This is a genomic window from Cereibacter sp. Soil_C_27, assembly GCF_057657095.1.
The window spans coordinates 789,841-809,205 of record NZ_JBDGJD010000002.1; the positions used below are offsets into that span (position 1 = coordinate 789,841).

Sequence of the window (19,365 nt, forward strand, 5' to 3'; positions counted from 1 at the left end):
GATGGAACAGGTATTGCACATCGTCGGCGGCGGCATGGCCGGGTCGGAGGCCGCCTGGCAGGCGGCGAACATGGGCGTGCGCGTGGTGATCCACGAGATGCGCCCCAAGGTCGGCACCTTCGCGCATCGCAGCGGTCATTTCGCCGAGATGGTCTGCTCGAACAGCTTCCGCTCGGATGACGACGAGCGCAATGCGGTGGGCCTCCTGCACTGGGAGATGCGCGCTGCGGGCGGGCTGATCATGGCCATGGCCGAGGCGCATCGCCTGCCGGCCGGCGGCGCGCTGGCCGTGGACCGCGATCCCTTCGCCGCGGCGGTGACGGAAAAGCTGTTGGCGCATCCGCTGATTTCCACGTCCTTCGAGGAGGTTACCGCGCTTCCTTCCGACGGGCACTGGATCATCGCCACCGGCCCCCTGACCTCCGGCACGCTGGCCGAGGCGATCCGCGCCGAGACCGGGGCCGAGGCGCTGGCCTTCTTCGACGCCATCGCCCCCATCGTCTATGCCGAGAGCGTCGACATGTCGGTGGCCTGGATGCAGTCGCGCTACGACAAGGGCGAGACGGTCGAGGAACAGACCGCCTACATGAACTGCCCGATGGACAAGGCGCAATACGAGGCCTTCATCGACGCGCTGCTGGCCGCCGAGAAGACCGAGTTTCATGAGGGCGAGACCGCGGGCTATTTCGACGGCTGCCTGCCGATCGAGGTGATGGCGGAACGCGGGCGCGAGACACTGCGCTTCGGGCCGATGAAGCCGGTGGGGCTGACCAACGCGCATCGCCCGGATGTGAAGGCCTATGCCGTGGTGCAGCTGCGCCGCGACAACAAGCTGGGCACGCTGTTCAACATGGTGGGCTTCCAGACCAAAATGAAATACGGCGCGCAAACCGCTGTTTTCAAGATGATTCCAGGGCTGGAGAACGCGAGCTTCGCGCGGCTCGGAGGCATCCACCGCAACACCTTCCTCAACTCGCCGACGCTGCTGGACGACCAGATGCGGCTGAAGTCGAAACCGCATATCCGCTTCGCCGGACAGGTGACGGGGGTCGAGGGCTATGTGGAGAGCGCCGCGATGGGTCTGCTCGCCGGCCGGATGGCCGCGGCCGAGATCCTCGGGCGCGACGTGCCCCCGCCGCCGCCGGAGACCGCGAGCGGCGCGCTCATCACCCATATCACCGGCGGGGCCGAGGCGAAGACCTTCCAGCCGATGAACGTGAACTTCGGGCTCTTCCCGCCGATCGAGGCGAAGGGCGGCAGGCGCGGCCGCAAGGACCGTTACAAGGCCTATACCGACCGCGCGAAAACTGCCTTCACCGCATGGCTTTCGTAACCCGCTTCGCCCCGTCCCCGACCGGGCCGCTGCATCTGGGACATGCCTTCTCGGCCCTGACCGCCTGGCAGCGGGCCGAAGCCGAGGGCGGCATGGCCTTGCTCCGGATCGAGGACATCGACCAAGGACGCAGCAAGCCGGAGTGGGAGGCGCAGATCTTCGAGGATCTGCACTGGCTGGGGCTCGACTGGCCCGAACCGGTGCTGCGGCAATCGGAGCGGCTGGGGGAGTATAGGCGCGAGCTGAACTGGCTGTCGGAGATGGGCCTCACCTACCCCTGCCGCTGCACCCGCTCCGACATCCGCGCCGCGGTCTCCGCGCCGCAGGAGGGGCATGGGCCGGACGGGCCGGTCTATCCGGGCATCTGCCGGGGGCGGTCGATGGCGGGGCTCGGCCCGGAGGATGCGGTGCGGCTCGACATGGCGGCGGCGCTGCAGGTGGCAGGGCCGCTCAGCTTCGAGGAGACCGGGCCGGAGCATCGCGGCCTCCACCATATCAGCCCCGAGGCGATGTGCGAGACGGTCGGCGACGTGGTGCTGGCACGGCGCGGCATGGGCACCTCCTATCACCTGTCGGTCGTGGTGGACGATGCGGCGCAGGGCGTGACCGAGGTGGTGCGCGGTGCAGACCTGTTCGAGGCGGCACCGATCCATGCGCTTCTGCACCGGCTGCTTGGCCACGAGCCGCCGCGGTTCCACCACCACCGGCTGATCCGCGACGCCGAAGGCAAGCGGCTGGCCAAGCGCGACGACGGGCGGGCACTGGCGCTCTACCGCGCCGAAGGCTGCACGTCGGAAGACATCCGCCGCATGGTCGGGTTCTGAGGCCAAGATCCTTCAGAAGGATCTTGGCAAAAGTCTTCTGAAGACTTTTGCCTTCACCCCATCGGCTGCAGGATCTCCACCTCGTTGCCGTCGCGCAACGCGGTGTAGAAGCAGGAACGGCGGTTGGTGTGGCAGGCGGGGCCCGCCTGATCGACCAGAACCAGGAGGCAGTCGCGGTCGCAATCCACCCGCATCTCGATCAGCCGCTGCAGGTGGCCCGAGGTCTCGCCCTTCACCCAGAAGGCCCGACGCGAGCGCGACCAGTAGGTGACCTTGCCGGTCTCCAGCGTGCGGGCGACGCTCTCGGCCGTCATCCAGGCCAACATCAGCACCTCGCCGGTCGCGTGATCCTGCGCGATGGCCGGGATCAGGCCGTTCGCGTCATAGCGCAGCGTCTGGGAATCGAAGACCATGGCAAGCATCCTTTGCAAAGGGCGGGCGGAGGCCTATCTAGAGCCGGCACGGCAAAGAGGGAAGCCATGAGCGACGATCTGATCCAGCTTTACTCGGGCCGCATTCTGGAACTGGCTGCCGACATTCCGCATCTGGGCCGCCTGCCCGCGCCGCAGGGTTCCGCCAAGCGGCGCTCGCCGCTCTGCGGCTCGACGGTGACGGTGGATGTGGCGCTGAAGGACGGGCGGGTGGCGGACTTCGCGCAGGACGTGAAGGCCTGCGCGCTGGGACAGGCCTCGGCCTCGGTCATGGGGCGGGTGCTGCAGGGCCGCAGCTTGGCCGAGGTGGAGGCGGCGCGCGACGCGCTGCGCGCCATGCTGAAGGAGGGCGGGCCAGTGCCTGCAGCCCCCTTCGACGGGTTCGAGGTGCTTCTGCCCGCCCGCGACTACCGCAACCGTCATGCCTCGATCCTGCTGCCGCTGGAAGCCGCCGCCGAGGCGATGGCGGGTGCCGCCGCAGACTAAAAAAAAGCCGCCGCGCGTCGGGTGACGGCGGCGGCCAGTGGCGTGTCTGTCGGGACAGGCAGATCGGCATCCTTGGGGAATGCGCGGGACAGACCGCAGGCAGGAAACTCAGAGCGCGCTTGGCAGGTAGAGCGCGGCGATCAGCAGCGAGAACAGCGAGGCGACGCCCACGGCGTCTTCAAGCAGCGTGGCGGAGGAGCGGGTCAGAAGGGCCTTCAACTCGGTCATCATGGCGTGTTCTCCCTGTGATGTTCCTCTATTGTTCTCATTGATTCGGGGTTCTGTAAAGAACTTTTTAAGAACATTTAACGCGGGAGGCTCGGAGCGGCTGGCTGAGATGTCGATCCGCCTAGCCCCGCATCGGGCTTCAGGCGACGACAATGCTTTGAGATATAACGGATATTTCCCCAGCAGGAGACGCGTCCAGAGACCGGGAAGGTCTTCCAGACCCGGCCAGCGCATCCACATCGGCGCGCCTAGCCGATGGAGATCAGCCGGATGGCGCGGTCCTGATCCAGGAGCCACAGCAGGCTGCGCGCCGCCATGCCGCGCGGGCTCTCCAGCTTCGGATCGTCGTGCAGCAGCTTCCGGGCGTCACTCTGCGCCACCGCCATCAGCCCCGCCTGCCGCTCCAGATCGGCGACGCGGAAGCGCGGCAGGCCGGATTGCGCCGTGCCGATCAGGTCGCCCGCGCCGCGGATCGCCAGATCCTCCTCGGCGATGCGGAAGCCGTCCTCGGTCTGGCGCAGCATGGCCAGCCGGCGCTCGCCGGTTTCCGAGAGTGGCGGCTGGTACATCAGCAGGCAGGTCGATTGCGCCGCGCCGCGCCCGACCCGGCCGCGCAGCTGGTGCAACTGGGCGAGGCCGAAGATCTCGGCCCGCTCGATGACCATGATCGAGGCATTGGGCACGTTCACCCCGACCTCGATCACCGTGGTCGCCACCAGCACCTTGGTCTCGCCCCTCACGAAGCGCGCCATCGCCGCGTCCTTCTCGGCGGGCGTCAGCTGCCCGTGGACGAGGCCGACGACCCCCTCGCCCAAGGCCGCGCGCAGATGCTGGAAACGCGCCTCGGAAGAGGCGTAATCCACCACCTCGCTATCCTCGACCAGAGGACAGACCCAATAGGCCTGCCGCCCCTCCGCCACGCGCTGACGCAGATTGGCCACCACCTCGTCCAGCCGCTCGGTCGAAACGACGGCGGTCTTCACCGGGCTGCGGCCTGCGGGCTTTTCGTCGAGCACGGAGACATCCATGTCACCATAGCTCGCCAGCGCCAGGCTGCGCGGGATCGGCGTCGCCGTCATCACCAGCACATCCGCCGCCTGCCCCTTGGCCCCAAGCTCCATCCGCTGCGACACGCCGAAGCGGTGCTGCTCGTCGATCACCGCAAGCCGCAGGTCGCGGAACTCGACGCCCTTCTGGAAGACGGCATGGGTGCCCACGAGGATGCCGATCTCGCCCGAGGCCAGCGCCGCGAGCTTCGCCGCCCGCTCGGCCCCCTTGTCGCGCCCGGTCAAGAGCGCCAGCCGCAGCCCCGCCGCCTCGGCCAGCGGCGCCAGGCTTTCGACATGCTGGCGGGCGAGGATTTCGGTCGGGGCCATCATCACGCCCTGCCCGCCCGCCTCCACCGCGATCAGCAGCGCGAGGAAGGCGACCAGCGTCTTGCCCGAACCGACATCGCCCTGCAGCAGCCGGTTCATCCGCGAGGGCTGCGCCATGTCGGCGGCGATCTCGGCCACGGCGCGGCTCTGCGCGGCGGTGGGCTTGTAGGGCAGGCTCGCCAGCACCTTCGCCTGCAGCGCCTCGGTGCCGCGGCTTACCATGCCCTTCCCCTTGCGCAGCGAGGCGCGGGCCAAGGCCAGCGTCAGCTGGTGCGCGAAGAGCTCGTCATAGGCGAGCCGCATCCGCGCCGGGGCAGTGAAGGCCAGATCGGCGGGCGAGGCGGGGGCATGCACGGAACGGATCGCGTCGAGCCAGTCGGGCCAGCCTTCGCGCGCCTTCTGGCCGGGGTCGATCCACTCGGCAAGCTCCGGCGCGCGGGCCACTGCGGAGGCGGCGGCGCGGGTGACCAGTTTCTGCGTCAGCCCCGCCGCCAGCGGATAGACCGGCTCGTAGCCCTTCAGCTCCCCCGCCTCCTCGGGCCGCAGGATATGGTCGGGATGCACCATCTGGGCGATGCCGTCGAAGATCTCCACCCGGCCAGAAACGATGCGCTTCTGCCCGGTGGGCAGCAGCGTGGCGAGGTAGTCGCCACGGGCATGGAAGAACACCAGCTGGAACTCCAGCTGCGCGTCGCGCACCATGACGCGGTAGGGCCCGCCCTTGCGCCGCGACGGGAAATGGCTGCCGATGGTGACCTCCACCGTCACCGTCACCGGCGGCACCACATCGCGCACCGAATTGCGCCGTTCGCGGTCCACCCCGGAATGCGGCAGCAGGTAAAGCAGGTCCTTCGGCTTCTCCACCCCCAGCCCGGCAAAGGCCTTGGCAGTCTTCGGCCCCACCCCTTCCAGCGTCTCCAGCCCGGCGTAGAGCGGGAACAGGACCTCCGGGCGGCTCATGCGTCGCCGATCAGCGCGATCCAGGCGTCCTCGTCGATCATCTCGACGCCGAGCGCCTCGGCCTGCTTGGCCTTGCTGCCGGCCCCCGGCCCCGCAACCACCAGATCGGTCTTGGCCGAGACCGAACCCGCCACCTTGGCCCCCAGCGCCTCGGCCCGCGCCTTGGCCTCGGCGCGGCTCATCTTCTCCAGCGTGCCGGTGAAGACCACGGTCTTGCCTGCCACGGCGCTGTTCACCGGGGCGCGGCGGGTCACATCCTCCACCGTCAGATGCGCCACCAGCGCGTCGATCGCCCCGCGCTCCGCCTCCTGATGGAAAGCCGTCACCAGCGAGGCCGCCAGCACGGCGCCGACCCCGTCGATCGAGATCAGATCCTCCCAGGCCGCGCCCTGCCCGACCTCGGCCCCGGTCATCGCCGCCTCGAAGGCCTGCCACGAGGTGTAATGCGTCGCCAGGAGCGCCGCCGAGCTTTCGCCGACATGGCGGATGCCGAGCGCGAAGATCAGCCGGTTCAAGGCGATGCGCCGCTTCTCCTCGATGGCGGCGAAAAGGTTCTCCGCCGACTTCTTGCCCCAGCCCTCGCGGTTCTGCAGCTGCTGCAGCCCGCTGCCGAAGCGGTCGCGCAGCGTGAAGATATCGGCGGGCTGGCGGATCCAGCCATCCTTGTAGAAGGCCTCGACCTGTTTCGCCCCCAGCCCCTCGATGTCGAAGGCGTTGCGCGAGACGAAATGCTTCAGCCGCTCCACCGCCTGCGCCGGGCAGATCAGCCCGCCCGAGCAACGCCGGACCGCATCGCCCGGCTCGCGCACCGCCTCGGAGCCGCAATCGGGGCAGAGCGTCGGGAAGGCGTAGGGCACGGCCTCGGCGGGGCGCTTCTCCAGATCGACATCGGCGATCTTGGGGATCACGTCGCCGGCGCGATAGACCTGCACCCAGTCGCCGATGCGGATATCCTTGCCGCCGCGGATCTCCTGCCCCTTGCTGTCGCGGCCGGCGATGTAATCCTCGTTGTGCAGCGTCGCGTTCTGCACCACGACCCCGCCCACCGTCACCGGCTTCAGCCGCGCCACCGGCGACAGCGCGCCGGTGCGGCCCACCTGGATGTCGATCCCCTCCAGCACTGTCCAGGCCAGCTGGGCTGCGAACTTGTGGGCGATGGCCCAGCGGGGGGTGGACGAGCGGAAGCCGAGCCGGCGCTGCAGGGCTAAGTCATCGACCTTGTAGACCACGCCGTCGATGTCATAGCCGAGCGTCGCGCGCTGCTGCTCGATCTCGGCGTAATGCGCCATCAGCTCCTCCGGCCCGGTGCAGAGCCGGGTCAGCGGGTTTGTGGCAAAGCCGAGCGTCTTCAGCCGGGCGATGGCGGCGTGCTGGGTCTCGGCCAGGGGTTCGGAATGCGCGCCCCAGGCATAGGCGAAGAAATGCAGCGGCCGCGCGGCGGTGATCGCCGGGTCGAGCTGGCGCAGCGAGCCCGCGGCGGCATTGCGCGGATTGGCGAAGCTGCGGGCATTGGCGGCCTGCTGGCGCTCGTTCAACGCGGCGAAATCGGCATGGGTCATGTAGACCTCGCCCCGCACCTCGAGGACCTCGGGCGCGCCCTGCAGCTCCTTCGGCAGATCGGCGATGGTGCGGGCGTTCTCGGTCACGTTCTCGCCGGTCTCGCCATCGCCCCGCGTCGCCGCCTGGACCAGCTTGCCCTTCTCGTAGCGCAGGGACAGCGAGAGCCCGTCGATCTTGGGCTCGGCGGTGAAGCCGAGATCGCCGACATGGCCGAGGAACTTGCGGATCCGCTCGGCCCAATCGTCGACCTCCGCCACCTCGAAGGCATTCTCGAGGCTCAGCATCCGCACCTCGTGCCGGACCTTGGCGAATCCCTCCGCCAGGGCGCCGCCGACCTGCTCGCTGGGAGAATCGGCGCGGGTCAGATCCGGAAACCGGGCTTCGATGGCCCGGTTCCGCTGTTTCAGCGCGTCATAGGTGGCGTCGTCGATCTCCGGCGCGTCGAGCGTATGATAGGCAGTATTGGCCGTCGCCAGGGCTTCGGCCAGACGCGCAAGCTCCTTGCGGGCTTCCGCCTCGGTCAACTGATCGACTGCCTTCGCCTCGGCCATGGGGGTTCTCCGTTCCGTCCCAGATGGTTTAGGAGACGGCCCGTCCCGCGTCCAGCCTCAGGCGCCGATCGCCAGCCTTCGTTCCACCTCCGCCGGAGCCGGATCGCGCAGCACATACCCCCTGCCCCAGACCGTTTCGATGTAACTCTGCCCCCCCGTCGCTTCCGCGAGCTTTTTACGAAGTTTGCAAATAAATACATCGATGATCTTCAATTCGGGCTCGTCCATCCCGCCATAAAGATGATTCAGGAACATTTCCTTGGTGAGCGTCGTGCCCTTTCGCAGGGAAAGCAGTTCGAGCATCTGATACTCCTTTCCGGTCAGATGCACCGCCTTGCCTTCGACTTCCACGGTTTTTGCATCAAGATTGACTTGAATCTTGCCGGTGCGGATCACCGATTGGGCATGGCCCTTGGAGCGGCGGATGATCGCATGGATCCGCGCCACCAGTTCCTCGCGGTGGAAGGGTTTGGTCAGGTAATCGTCGGCGCCGAAGCCGAAGCCCTTGATTTTGCTTTCGGTATCATCCGCGCCTGACAAAATGAGAATCGGCGTTTCGATTCTGGCCAGTCTGAGCTGGCGCAACACTTCATGCCCGCTCATGTCCGGCAGATTGAGATCGAGCAGAATCAGATCGTAGTCGTAGAGTTTGGCCAGATCGACGCCATCTTCACCGAGGTCGGTGCAATAAACGTTGAGATTAGCGTGGCTTAGCATCAGCTCGATGCTGCGCGATGTCGTGGGGTCGTCCTCAACCAGTAATATTCTCATCCCTAACGCTCCGGACCGGGGTGCACTTCGATTAACAGCATGGCGGACCAATGGTTAATCACTCGTTACTGACAGCAAGCTTATGGCATGTTCGGATTTAAAGGTGCCGGTATTTTTGCAACGTCGTGACTTTAAGTGCCTTGTCGCCGTGAGACTCCACGGCAGAACGCCACAGGGCGAACTCCTCTTCCGAGAGAGCGTACCGCTCCATCGCCTCGGTCTGGGTGATCAGCCCGTGGACGACCGCCTTGACCACCACCGACTTGCGGCTGGCCACCCAGCGCCGGGTGTCGGACGGCGGCAGGTCGGCGCGTGTCAGGATGGTCCCGTCCGGCAAGGTGACCTGACGCGGACCGTCAACTTTCTTGAGATACATCGGCGAAATCCTCGTCCACTCGTCCCAGAGTCACCGAGGAGGTTTAAGCAAGGGTGAAACGGAGGGGTTGAGACTAGGTTGCATTTTCCTATATTGGCAGGCGATTGCCGCAGCCGCGGCCCTTCCCCCGACAGGTGCGCCATGCCGCTCGATCATCCGCTGAATTCTCTGGGCTTTGCCAAGCCGCCGGCCGCCACGCGGGTGGTGGTGGCGATGTCGGGCGGGGTCGACAGCTCGGTGGTGGCGGCGCAGCTGGCCGAGGAAGGCTATGACGTGGTGGGCGTCACGCTGCAGCTTTACGACCACGGGGCGGCGCTGGCCAAGAAGGGCGCCTGCTGCGCCGGGCGCGACATCCACGATGCCCGGCGGGTGGCGGAGGCGATGGGGTTTCCGCATTACGTTCTGGATTACGAGAACACCTTCCGCGAGGCGGTGATCGACGAGTTCGCCGATGCCTATCTCGCCGGGGCGACGCCGGTGCCCTGCATCCGCTGCAATGAGCGGGTGAAGTTCAAGGATCTGCTGCAGACCGCGAAGGATCTGGACGCCGACTGCATGGCGACCGGGCATTATATCCAGCGGAAGGTCGGCGCGGCGGGGGCGGAGCTGCATTCGGCGGCGGATGCGGCGCGGGATCAGAGCTATTTCCTGTTCTCGACCACGGCGGAGCAGCTCGATTACCTGCGCTTCCCGCTCGGGCATCTGGGCTCGAAGGCGGAGACGCGGGCTCTGGCGGCGAAATATGGGCTGCCTGTCGCGGACAAGCCGGACAGTCAGGATATCTGTTTCGTGCCCAACGGCGACTATGCCGCGGTGATCGAGAAGCTGCGGCCGGGGTCTGCCGATCCGGGCGAGATCGTGGATATGGCGGGCAATGTGCTCGGCCAGCATCGCGGGGTCATCCATTATACCGTCGGGCAGCGGCGGGGGCTGGGGATCGGGGGACTGGAGGATCCGCTCTATGTGGTCCGGCTCGATCCGGAGTTGCGGCGGGTGATCGTCGGGCCGAAGGCCGCGCTGTCGACGCGGACGATCCCGGTACGGGAGATCAACTGGCTGGGAGACGGGGCTTTCGACAGCCAGAAGGAATGGCATGTCATGGTCAAGGTCCGCTCCACCCGGGCGCCGCGCGAGGCGGTGATCCGGCCGATTTCGGCCACCGAGGCCGAGGTGGAGCTGCTGAGCCCCGAGGACGGGGTTTCCGCAGGACAGGCCTGCGTCTTTTATGCCAGCGAGGGCAGCCGGGTTCTGGGCGGCGGCTGGATCTGGCGCGGGCGTTGATGTTTCGCGCGTGAAAATCGCCACAAGACATTGACGCGAAACGGTTTTCTGTTCCGCGTTAACTTTTTGGCAAGGGCTTCAGCACCGAGAGGACCGAGCGCGCGGCGCGCAGGCCCGGAGGCTCGCCCGCCTGACCGAGACGCTCCATCGTCACCGACATCGCACGGGCTTGCGCCGCGCGGCCGCCGCTCTGGTCGAGCAGCGCCATCAGCGCCGGGGCGATCAGGTCGGGGCGGCAGTCCTTGCCGAGGAATTCCGGCACGACGCGGGTCTCGGACACCAGATTGACCAGCGTCACCGTGTCGATCAGCGCCGCGCGGCGCATCAGCCACATCGAGACCGGGTGCATGTCATAGGCGATGACCATCGGCGTGGTATTGGCCGCGAGCTCCAGCGAGACCGTGCCGGAAGCCGCCAACGCCACATCGGCGGCGCGGAAGGCGGCGCGCTTCAGGGCCGCATCCTCGATCACCAGCGGGTGGATCGGCCAGTCGGCCACCAGTTGCCGCACCAGAGCCGCCACATGCGGCACGGTGGGCAGCACCACCGAGAGGCCGGGATGGCTGTGCTGCAGGATGCGCAGCGTCTCGCCGAAGACCGGGGCGAGGCGCGTCACCTCGGAGCGGCGCGAGCCGGCCAAGGCCAGCAGCATCGGGCCGCTGCCGGCCCGGGCTCGCAGCGCCGCCACCTCCTCGTCGCTCGCCAAGGGCTCGGCCACCACCGGATGACCGACGAAATCCGAGGTCATCCCGGCGGCGGTCATGTAGGGCGGCTCGAAGGGCAAAAGGGCGAGCACATGGTCGATGACCCGCGCCATGCGCTGCGCCCGTTTCGGGCGCCACGCCCAGACCGAGGGGGCGACGTAGTGGATGGTGCGCAGCTCAGGGCGCGCCTGCTTGACGATGGCGGCGACGCGCAGGCAGAAATCCGGGCTGTCGATGGTGATGAGCGCATCGGCATCGGCGGCGAGACAGGCCGCCCCGGCCTCGGCGATGCGGCGCTTCAGTGCGAAGTATTTCGGCAGCACCTCGGCAATGCCCATCACCGAGAGCTCTTCCATCGGAAACAGGCTCTCGAGCCCCTCGGCCTGCATCAGCGGGCCGCCGATACCGGAGAAGCGGACGCCGGGCGACAGGGCCTTGAGCCCTGCCATCAGGGCCGCGCCGAGGCGGTCGCCCGAAGGCTCCCCGGCGATCAGGAAGAATTTCATGGCTCGCGGGACCAGAGAAAGAGACCGTGAGCCTCAGCCTCGGCCAGCATCGCTGTCCGGTCAAGGGTGATGACGCCGCCCGCCTGCCAGACGATGCCGGCAAGCCCCGCAGCGGCGGCGCGGCGCACCGTCTCCACCCCCAGCGCGGGCAGGTCGATGCGGCGGTCCTGACCGGGCTTCGGCGCCTTGTAGAACACACCCTTCGCGCCCTGCGGATTGGGGCGGCGGGCGGTCTGGGCCACCCAGTCGAGCATGGCGTCGGTACCGGGCAGCGCCTCGACGGCGAGGCAGAGGCCCTGGGCCACCACGGCGCCCTGCCCCACATCGACGCTGCCGAGCGCCGCGACGATGCGGGCGGCGCGGTCGGCATCGGCGTTGTCGGCCTCCGACGGCGTGCCGCAGAGCAGACCCGGGCCGGGCACGAGGCCGGGGGCCACATCCGCCACGCCGCTCACGGCGAAGCCCGCCTCCTCGAAGATGCCGATCACCGCGCGCAGCGTCGCGTCGTCGCCCGCCTGCATCGCCTGCAACAGACGCGGCACCATCTGCGCCGTCTGCGGATCGAACAGCGCCGGGTCGAGACGCGGGCGCGCCGCCGCCCCGGCGAAGATCACGGTTGTGACCCCCGCATCCTCCAGATGCCGCAGGAAGGGCATCAGCCGTTCGATGCGGAACACCACGTCGGGGGTCAGGCCTTCGGGCGCGAAGCCGTCGAGACTGGCGATCAGCGGGTTGCCCAGCTCGGCGGCGAGCAGGCGCGGCAGGGCGCCGGAGCCGGCGATGATCGCGGTGCGGGTCATTTCGGCGTCAGGAAGGAGCGGTCGGTGGCAGCGAGGATGAAATCGGTCATCTCGCGCACATGGGTGCTGTCGGTCTCCTCGGAGAGCCGGCGGGCGCGGTCGAGGAAGGTGCCCTCGCCCTGCGCCAGCATCTGGTAGCCGGCGCGCAGCGCGGTGATCTCGGGCCGACCGACGCCACGGCGCTTGAGACCGACGAGGTTCAGCCCGTCGAGCTCGCCGCGCGGGCCCTGCACCAGACCATGCGGCAGCACGTCGTTGGTCACCATGGTGACGGCGCCGATGATGGCGCCCCGCCCGACCCGCACCCATTGGTGGATGCCGGAGAGCCCGCCGACGATCACGTCGTCGCCGAGCCAGCAATGACCGGCAATGGCGACCTGATTGGCGAGGATGACGCGGTTGCCGAGGGTCGCGTCATGGCCGACATGGCTGCCGGTCATCAACAGGCAGTCGTCACCGACGCGGGTCACGCCGCCGCCGCCCTCGGTGCCGATGTTCAGCGTCGCGCCCTCGCGGATGCGGCAGCGGGCGCCGACGATGAGGCGGGTGTGCTCGCCCTTGTATTTCAGGTCCTGCGGAACCTCGCCCACCACGGCGAAGGGGAAGATCACCGTCTCGTCGCCGACCTCGGTCCAGCCGGTGACGACGGCGTAGCTTTTCACCACGACGCCCTTTCCGAGCGTGACTTCGGGGCCGATGATGGCGAAGGGGCCGATCTGGCAGCCCTCGCCCAGGGTGGCGGCGGGATCGACCAGCGCGCTGGGGTGGATCTCGGTCATCGGGTCACCCTTTCGGCATGTCCATCATGGCGGTGAATTCGCATTCGGCGGCAAGCTCGCCCTCGACGGTGGCGCTGCCGGTGAACTTCCAGACCTTGCCGCCGCCGCGTTTCACCTCGACGCGCAGCTCGAGCACGTCGCCGGGGATCACCTTGCGGCGGAACTTGGCGGCGTCGATGCCCATGAAATAGACCAGCATGTTCTTGTCGGCGAGATCGAGCGAGACGCCGACGAGGACGCAGGCGGTCTGGGCGAGCGCCTCGATGATCTGCACGCCGGGGAAGATCGGGGTGCCGGGAAAATGGCCCTGGAACTGCGGTTCGTTGAAGGTGACGTTCTTGATGCCGGTCGCGGTCTTGTTCGGGACGATGTCGCGGACCTTGTCGACCAGCAGGAAGGGGTAGCGGTGCGGAATGATCCGCTGGATCAGCTGGATGTCGGCCGTCAGCATCGGCGCTGCTTGATCGGTCATGGCGGTCTCCTTGGCGGGCGGACGGATCGTGTCGGGGCAGCCCTAGCAACTCGGCGGGGCTGAGACAAGCGGCGGTGCCGTCTCAGGGGGTCGGCGCGGGCGGGAGGTCGGGCGGCGTTTCCGGGTCGGGAGTGCCGCTGCCGAGGACCGAATCGAGGCGCGCGACGGCGGCTTCGGTGATGTCGATGCCCTCGAAGGAAAGGACGACCGCGCTCTTGTCCACCAGCACCACGGCGCCGCGTTCGGCCATCATCTGCGCGAGGATCGGGGCCGCGGCCTCCAGCATGCGCTGGCGGTCCTCGTCGCGCTGACGGGTGAGCGCGCGGGACTTGCTTTCCTGCGCGGAACGGATGCCCTCGACCTTCCTGTCGAATTCATTGGCAAGGGCACGGAAATCGGCGGGGGGCATGCCGGGACGGCGGGCGGTGAGGTCGCGCTCCTCCGCTTCCAGATCGGCCTCGATGCGGCGGTTCTCGGCCACCAGGAGCCGGGTGGCGGTTTCGTAGCGCTTCTGGATCTGCTGACCCATCTGCGAATCCTGAAACAGCCGTTCCTGCGTGACGGTCACGATCTGGCTGGCCACGGCGGTTCCTGCCGTGGTCTGGGCCGGGGCCGGAGCGACGGCCCAGAGGGCCATCGCCGCGGCAAGGACGCTTGCGCGCCGGTGCATCAGAACTTGGTCGAGATCGTCAGATCGAAGACCTGTTCCTTGTCGTAATCCTCGGAGACCAGCGCCTTGGCGAAGTTGAAGCGCAACGGGCCGAGCGGGGTCGACCAGAACACCGAGAGACCGACCGAGGAGCGCAGGTGGAAGTCGTCGTCGATGATGGCGAGACCGTCCGAGGAGTTGGTGCCGCCATCGGCGTTGTCGAGGCTCCAGACCGAGCCCGCGTCGACGAAGACGCCGCCGGAGATGCCGTATTCTTCCGGCAGACCGAGCGGGAAGTCGGCTTCGAGCCGTGCCACCGCGAAGTAGTTGCCGCCGAGCGCGTCCTCGTTCGAGACGTTGAGATCGCGCGGGCCGATGCCGTTGGCCTCGAAGCCGCGGATCTTGCCGTTGCCGAAGTAGCGGTCGGTCACGCGGCTGGGGTTGTCGTCGAGCATGTGCACGGCGCCGCCCTCGAAGATGGCGCGGACGGTGACATCCTCGTTCCAGACCTTGCGTTCGGCCAGAGCCAGCGCGTTGGTGGCGATGTACTGCACGTCGCCGCCGACGCCGGCGAAATCCTGGCTGAAGCGCAGCAGGATGCCGCCGTTCGGGTTCAGGCCGGTGGTGCGGGTATCGTAGTTGTAGGCATAGCCGACCGAGGAGGTCAGCAGGCCTTCGCGCGCGGCTTCGTCCTGCAGGATGATCGAGGAGACTTCGGGCTCGTCGTCGTTGCTGTCCTGCGTGCCGTCATCGACGTTGCTGATCTCGTCTTCCGAGAGCTTGTAGCGCAGTTCCAGACGGCCGTTCTCGGAGATCGGGAAGTCGATCGAGGGCGAGATGCCGATGTTGCGCGTGTCGTAGCGCGAGTTCTCGTTGTTGGTCTCGGTGTAGAAGATGTTGAACTTGAAGCGCAGGTCGCGACCGAGGAAGGCCGGTTCGGCGAAGCTGATCGACGAGTTCACGCTGTCGGTGCCGGTGGAGACGTTGACGCCCACGGCCTGACCGCGCCCGAGGAAGTTGCTTTCGGCGAAGCCGATGTTGAAACCCGCGCCCGATTGCACGCCGTAGCTGAGGCCGAAGCTGAGCGAGCCGGTCGGCTGCTCTTCCAGATCGACGTTGACGATCACCTGATCCGGGCTGCTGCCCGGCTCGGCGTTCACCTGCGCGTCGCCGAAGAAGCCGAGGGCACGGATGCGTTCCGCGGACTGGCGCACCTCGCGCGGGTTGAAGGGGTCGCCTTCGACCGTGCGGAACTGGCGACGCACGACCTCGTCGAGCGTGGTGGTGTTGCCTTCGATGTCGATGCGCTCGACGAAGACGCGCTCGCCCCGGACCATCGCGAAGTTGATGTCGATGGTCTGGTTCTGCTCGTTCTTGGTGACGCGCGGCTCGAAGCGGACGAAGTTCAGCCCCTTGCGGACGGCAAGGTTTTCCATCCGGGTGATGTTGTTCTCGACGACGCCGGGCGCGTAGGTCGTCCCCTGGCGGATGCTGATGAGATTGCCGAACTCGGTCGGATCGAGGCCCTCGATCTCGCTCGAGACGCCGACCTGACCGAAGTTGTAGCCCTGCCCCTCCTGCACGGTGAAGGTGACGAAGAAGGCGTCACGTTCGCGCGTGACCTCGGCGCTGGCATCGAGCACCTGGAAATCGACGTAGCCGCGCGAGAGGTAGAAGTCGCGCAGGAGCTGCTTGTCGAGTTCGATCCGCTCGGCGATGAAGGTGTCGGAGGCGATGAAGGTGCGAAGCAGGCCGGCCTGCTTGGTCTCCAGCACCTGACGCAGACGACGGTCGGAGAAGGAGCGGTTGCCGACGAAGGACAGACGCTCGATCTCGACGACCTTGCCTTCGGTGATGTCGAAGACCAGATCGACGCGGTTGTCGGAGCGACGGATGATGCGCGGCTTGACGGTGGCGGCGATGCGGCCGCGCGTCGCGTAGAGCTCGGTGATGGCGGCGGCGTCGGTCTCGGCCTGCGAGGGCGAGTAGGCGCGGCGCGACTGGCTCTGCAGCAGTGCGGCCAGATCCTCGTCCTTCAGGCGGCTGTTGCCCTCGAAGTTGATGACGTTGATCGTCGGATATTCCTGAACGCGGATGACGAGCGTGGAGCCCTGCGGCTCGATCTCGATCTTCTCGAAGAGGCCGGAGTTCTGCAACCGCTGATAGGCGCTGTTCAATTCGGCGGCCGAAACGTCCTGACCGCGGTCGATTCCGGCAAAGCCGAGGATCGTCGTGCTGTCGACCCGGGTGGAGCCTTCGATGACCACATTGCTGAAGCTGTAGCTCTGCGAAAGCGCCGGCGAGACGCCTGCCGCGCAAAGTGCTGAAACGCCTAGGAAAACCGTGACGGCCGCGGGTTTAACAACGCCCCGCTGATCCTTGCCGCGCGTGGAAATTCCGTGTCTCGCCCGACGCATGCCCATTCGCCCGCCCTCAAATTATTTGTTGTTTTCCTGACTACCGGACATGTCCGGTTTTGTCAAAAGGCCAAAGTCGCCGAAAACAACTGGAGCGGAGGGTATTACGGGACTGGCTCAGTTCGGCAACAGTGCCGCGCCGAACCAGCTTGCGGCGAGCAGTGCCGCAGCCGTCATGCCGAGCATGACCAGCCAGTCGCGATTCAGCGTCAGCAGAAGCGAAAGACCGCGGTAGCCGTCGAGAAGGGTCTGCATCGGGTCACTCCGCGCCAAATATCGCCCTGCGGGATAGGCCCCGATTATGGCATCAATTTGGCGCGGAGTTGCGACAGATCAGCAGAAGAGGTCGTTGGTCAGCGAGAATACCATGAGGCTGAGCAGAAGCGCGAGGCCGCCGGTCATCAGGATGCGCAGGGCGCGGTCGCTCGGCGGCTTGCCGGTGACGGCCTCGAAGGCGTGGAACACCAGATGGCCGCCGTCGAGCACCGGGACCGGGAAGAGGTTCATCAGCCCCACCGCGGTCGAGAGCATGGCGATGAACCACACGAAGCTCGCCGCCCCTTGCGAGGCTGCGGCACCGGAGGTTTCGGCGATGCCGATCGGGCCCTGCAGGTTGCAGGAGGAGATCGCGCCGGTGATCATGTGCCAGAGGCCGGAGAGGCTGGTGGTGACGATGGTCCAGGTCTGCTGCGCGGCGCGCGAGGCCGCCTCGAACGGGCCCGGGGTGCGGGTTTCGGGCTCGAAGAACAGCCCGCCGGAGAGACCGATGAGCCAGCGCGTCTCGAATCCGGTGGCGGTGGGGAGATCCATCCGGCGGGGGACGAGGGTGACCTCGAAGGTGTCGCCGTCGCGCCAGACCGAGAGGAGCAGCGGCCTGCCGTCGGAGGCGCCGACCGCGGTGCGCAGCTCGCTGAAGGCGGAGATCGGGGTGTTGTCGATCGAGAGCACCACGTCGCCGGCCTCCATGCCGACATCCTGTGCGCCCGAGGGGGCCTGCACCCCGTCGGCGACCGGCGGGAAGGGATAGGGGCCGCGCAGGGTCATCTCGGCCCCGTCGCGCAGCACGCGGTATTCGGCGGAGGGCGCCGGGGGCAACTCGGTTCCGACGGTGACGAAGCTGTCGAGATCGGGGGTCTCGATGCCGTTCACCGAGAGGATCTGGTCGCCCTCCTCCAGCGACTGGCCGGTGAAGGGCAGATCCTTCAGCTTGCCCACCACCGGAAGATCGGTGGCGACGCCGTTGAAGGTGAAGAAGGCGGAGAAGACGAGGATCGAGAGGATGAAGTTGAAGACCGGCCCGGCGGCGACGGTGGCCGCGCGCGCCCAGAGCGGGGCGCCGTGCATGGTGCGGGCCTTTTCCTGCTCGGACAGGCCGTGGATGGTCAGGCTGTCCTTGCCGGAGGCGGCGTCGGAATCACCCAGGAACTTGACGTAGCCGCCGAAGGGCAGCGCCGCGATCTGCCAGCGGGTGCCGCGCTTGTCGAAGCGCGACCAGAGCACCGGCCCGAAGCCGATGGAATAGACCTCGGCATGGATGCCGGACCAGCGGCCCACGATGTAATGGCCGTATTCATGCACGGCGACCACGACCGACAGGGCCAGAACAAACGCAACAACCGTCCAGATCAACCCGCCGAAGGAGGGGATGAGACCGATAATATCCAACTGCTTTACCTTTTCGCCTGACGGGCACGCACGGCCTCGTCCGCCGTGTGCCTTGCGAGATGGTCCATGCCAAGGACTTCCTCAAGGGCTGTCGGGGAATTTCCAAGGCCGTCGCGTGCCGAAATCAAGGCAAGCGCGTCTTCGACCACCGCGGCCATGTCGAGAAAGCCGATGCTGCCGTCGATGAAGCGGTCGAGCGCGATCTCCTTGGCGGCATTGAAGGCCGCGCCGGAGAGCCCGCCCGCCGCCATGACCTCGCGCGCGAGGCGCAGGGCGGGAAAGCGTTGTTCGTCAGGGGCTTGAAAGCTGAGGTTCGCGATCTGCGCAAGATCGAGCCGGGCGACGGGCACCTCGCCCCTGCCCGGCCAGTTCAGCGCGAAGCCGATGGCGTGGCGCATGTCATGCGGGCCGAGATGCGCCATGATCGCGCCGTCGCAGAAGCCGACCATCGCATGCACGATCGACTGCGGATGCACCACCGCCTCGATCTGTCCGGGCGCGAAACCGAAGAACTCGCGCGTCTCGATCAGCTCCAGCGCCTTGTTGAACATCGAGGCGCTGTCGATCGAGATGCGCTGGCCCATCGACCAGTTCGGATGCGCCATGGCCTGTGCCACGGTGCAGTCGCGCAGCCGCTCCAGCGTCCAGTCGCGGAACGGCCCGCCCGAGGCGGTGATGATGACGCGCTCGACGCAGGCCGGGTCTTCGCCCAGCAGTGCCTGGAACACCGCGGAATGTTCGCTGTCCACCGGCAGGATGGTCGCGCCATGTGCCTTCGCGGTGGCCATCAAGAGGGGGCCGGCGGTGACGAGGCTTTCCTTGTTGGCCAGCGCCAACGTGCGGCCGTGGCGCAGGGCGCGCATGCCGGGCACCAGCCCCGCCGCCCCGACGATGGCCGACATCACCCAATCGGCGGGACGGTCGGCGGCTTCGGCGATGGCGGCGCTGCCGGCGGCCACTTCGATGTCGGTCCCGGCCAGAGCCTCGCGCAGCGCGGGCAGGCAGTCGTCATGCGCCGTCACCGCGAGCCCTGCCCGCAGCGCGCGGGCCATCTCGGCCAGACGGGTGACATTGCGCCCGCCGGTCAGGGCCACGGTGCGGAAGGTGGCGGGGCCGCCCTGCCGCATGACCAGATCGAAGGTGCTTTCGCCGATGGAGCCGGTCGCTCCGAAAATCGACAGGCTGCGCATGTCGTG

At 67.5% G+C, this 19,365-nt stretch carries 19 protein-coding genes; 4 read left to right on the plus strand and 15 right to left on the minus strand.

Features of this window, described 5'->3' with window-relative positions; translation table 11 throughout:
* The first annotated feature begins 1 nt into the window (after nucleotide 1).
* Together trmFO and gluQRS are read left to right on the plus strand one after the other, a co-directional pair.
* Complete coding sequence (gene trmFO / locus AC3A5Z_RS10855) at nucleotides 2–1,333, plus strand: methylenetetrahydrofolate--tRNA-(uracil(54)-C(5))-methyltransferase (FADH(2)-oxidizing) TrmFO (protein ID WP_487519355.1); 1,332 nt, start codon at nucleotides 2–4, stop codon at nucleotides 1,331–1,333.
* Nucleotides 1,321–2,157, plus strand: a complete 837-nt coding sequence (gene gluQRS / locus AC3A5Z_RS10860) for a tRNA glutamyl-Q(34) synthetase GluQRS (protein ID WP_487519356.1) — start codon at nucleotides 1,321–1,323, stop codon at nucleotides 2,155–2,157. The genes trmFO and gluQRS overlap by 13 nt, the downstream gene beginning before the upstream one ends.
* A 53-nt stretch (nucleotides 2,158–2,210) precedes the next feature.
* On the opposite strand, the gene hisI is transcribed toward gluQRS, so the two are convergent.
* Nucleotides 2,211–2,570: a phosphoribosyl-AMP cyclohydrolase gene (gene hisI, locus AC3A5Z_RS10865; protein WP_487519357.1), complete on the minus strand. Its 360-nt coding sequence runs from the start codon at nucleotides 2,568–2,570 to the stop codon at nucleotides 2,211–2,213.
* 66 nt (nucleotides 2,571–2,636) lie between these two features.
* Between hisI and AC3A5Z_RS10870 the strand changes: the two genes are divergently transcribed.
* Complete coding sequence (locus AC3A5Z_RS10870; protein WP_487519358.1) at nucleotides 2,637–3,074, plus strand: iron-sulfur cluster assembly scaffold protein; 438 nt, start codon at nucleotides 2,637–2,639, stop codon at nucleotides 3,072–3,074.
* Nucleotides 3,075–3,182: 108 nt separating this feature from the next.
* Here AC3A5Z_RS10870 and AC3A5Z_RS10875 read toward each other — a convergent pair whose 3' ends face one another.
* From AC3A5Z_RS10875 to sciP, 5 genes are all read right to left on the minus strand, one after another.
* Nucleotides 3,183–3,305, minus strand: coding sequence for a hypothetical protein (locus tag AC3A5Z_RS10875; protein WP_487519359.1), 123 nt, complete (start codon nucleotides 3,303–3,305; stop codon nucleotides 3,183–3,185).
* A gap of 245 nt (nucleotides 3,306–3,550) precedes the next feature.
* Nucleotides 3,551–5,638 carry an ATP-dependent DNA helicase RecG gene (recG, locus tag AC3A5Z_RS10880; protein WP_487519360.1) on the minus strand — a complete coding sequence of 696 codons (2,088 nt, stop codon included), beginning with the start codon at nucleotides 5,636–5,638 and terminating at the stop codon, nucleotides 3,551–3,553.
* On the minus strand, nucleotides 5,635–7,749 hold the full coding sequence (gene ligA, locus AC3A5Z_RS10885; RefSeq protein ID WP_487519361.1) for an NAD-dependent DNA ligase LigA: 2,115 nt from the start codon (nucleotides 7,747–7,749) through the stop codon (nucleotides 5,635–5,637). The genes recG and ligA overlap by 4 nt, the downstream gene beginning before the upstream one ends.
* Before the next feature lie 57 nt (nucleotides 7,750–7,806).
* Nucleotides 7,807–8,520, minus strand: a complete 714-nt coding sequence (ctrA, locus tag AC3A5Z_RS10890) for a response regulator transcription factor CtrA (RefSeq protein ID WP_487519362.1) — start codon at nucleotides 8,518–8,520, stop codon at nucleotides 7,807–7,809.
* 97 nt (nucleotides 8,521–8,617) lie between these two features.
* Nucleotides 8,618–8,896: a CtrA inhibitor SciP gene (gene sciP, locus AC3A5Z_RS10895; protein WP_487519363.1), complete on the minus strand. Its 279-nt coding sequence runs from the start codon at nucleotides 8,894–8,896 to the stop codon at nucleotides 8,618–8,620.
* A 141-nt stretch (nucleotides 8,897–9,037) separates the two neighbouring features.
* Here sciP and mnmA point away from each other — a divergent pair, with 141 nt between their 5' ends.
* Nucleotides 9,038–10,177 (plus strand): tRNA 2-thiouridine(34) synthase MnmA, encoded by a 1,140-nt coding sequence (gene mnmA / locus AC3A5Z_RS10900; protein ID WP_487519364.1) that lies wholly within the window; start codon nucleotides 9,038–9,040, stop codon nucleotides 10,175–10,177.
* A gap of 58 nt (nucleotides 10,178–10,235) precedes the next feature.
* Here mnmA and lpxB read toward each other — a convergent pair whose 3' ends face one another.
* From lpxB to dxr, 9 genes are all read right to left on the minus strand, one after another.
* The gene (lpxB, locus tag AC3A5Z_RS10905; protein ID WP_487519365.1) at nucleotides 10,236–11,387 is read right to left on the minus strand and encodes a lipid-A-disaccharide synthase; all 1,152 of its coding nucleotides are present in this window, start codon (nucleotides 11,385–11,387) and stop codon (nucleotides 10,236–10,238) included.
* The gene (locus AC3A5Z_RS10910) at nucleotides 11,384–12,187 is read right to left on the minus strand and encodes an LpxI family protein (protein ID WP_487519366.1); all 804 of its coding nucleotides are present in this window, start codon (nucleotides 12,185–12,187) and stop codon (nucleotides 11,384–11,386) included. Before AC3A5Z_RS10910 ends, lpxB begins: the two co-directional genes overlap by 4 nt.
* Nucleotides 12,184–12,966, minus strand: a complete 783-nt coding sequence (lpxA, locus tag AC3A5Z_RS10915; RefSeq protein WP_487519367.1) for an acyl-ACP--UDP-N-acetylglucosamine O-acyltransferase — start codon at nucleotides 12,964–12,966, stop codon at nucleotides 12,184–12,186. Before lpxA ends, AC3A5Z_RS10910 begins: the two co-directional genes overlap by 4 nt.
* A gap of 4 nt (nucleotides 12,967–12,970) precedes the next feature.
* Complete coding sequence (fabZ, locus tag AC3A5Z_RS10920) at nucleotides 12,971–13,438, minus strand: 3-hydroxyacyl-ACP dehydratase FabZ (RefSeq protein WP_444666415.1); 468 nt, start codon at nucleotides 13,436–13,438, stop codon at nucleotides 12,971–12,973.
* Nucleotides 13,439–13,520: 82 nt separating this feature from the next.
* On the minus strand, nucleotides 13,521–14,108 hold the full coding sequence (locus AC3A5Z_RS10925) for an OmpH/Skp family outer membrane protein (RefSeq protein ID WP_487519368.1): 588 nt from the start codon (nucleotides 14,106–14,108) through the stop codon (nucleotides 13,521–13,523).
* Nucleotides 14,108–16,504: an outer membrane protein assembly factor BamA gene (bamA, locus tag AC3A5Z_RS10930; protein ID WP_487519369.1), complete on the minus strand. Its 2,397-nt coding sequence runs from the start codon at nucleotides 16,502–16,504 to the stop codon at nucleotides 14,108–14,110. Before bamA ends, AC3A5Z_RS10925 begins: the two co-directional genes overlap by 1 nt.
* Nucleotides 16,505–16,621: 117 nt before the next feature.
* Nucleotides 16,622–16,759: a hypothetical protein gene (locus AC3A5Z_RS10935; protein ID WP_487519370.1), complete on the minus strand. Its 138-nt coding sequence runs from the start codon at nucleotides 16,757–16,759 to the stop codon at nucleotides 16,622–16,624.
* Nucleotides 16,760–16,837: 78 nt separating this feature from the next.
* A complete protein-coding gene (gene rseP, locus AC3A5Z_RS10940) occupies nucleotides 16,838–18,169 on the minus strand; it encodes an RIP metalloprotease RseP (protein ID WP_487519371.1) in 1,332 nt (443 codons plus the stop codon).
* Between the two features lie 5 nt (nucleotides 18,170–18,174).
* Entirely contained in the window at nucleotides 18,175–19,359 is a 1,185-nt protein-coding gene (gene dxr, locus AC3A5Z_RS10945) for a 1-deoxy-D-xylulose-5-phosphate reductoisomerase (protein ID WP_487519372.1), read from the minus strand.
* Nucleotides 19,360–19,365: the final 6 nt, after the last annotated feature.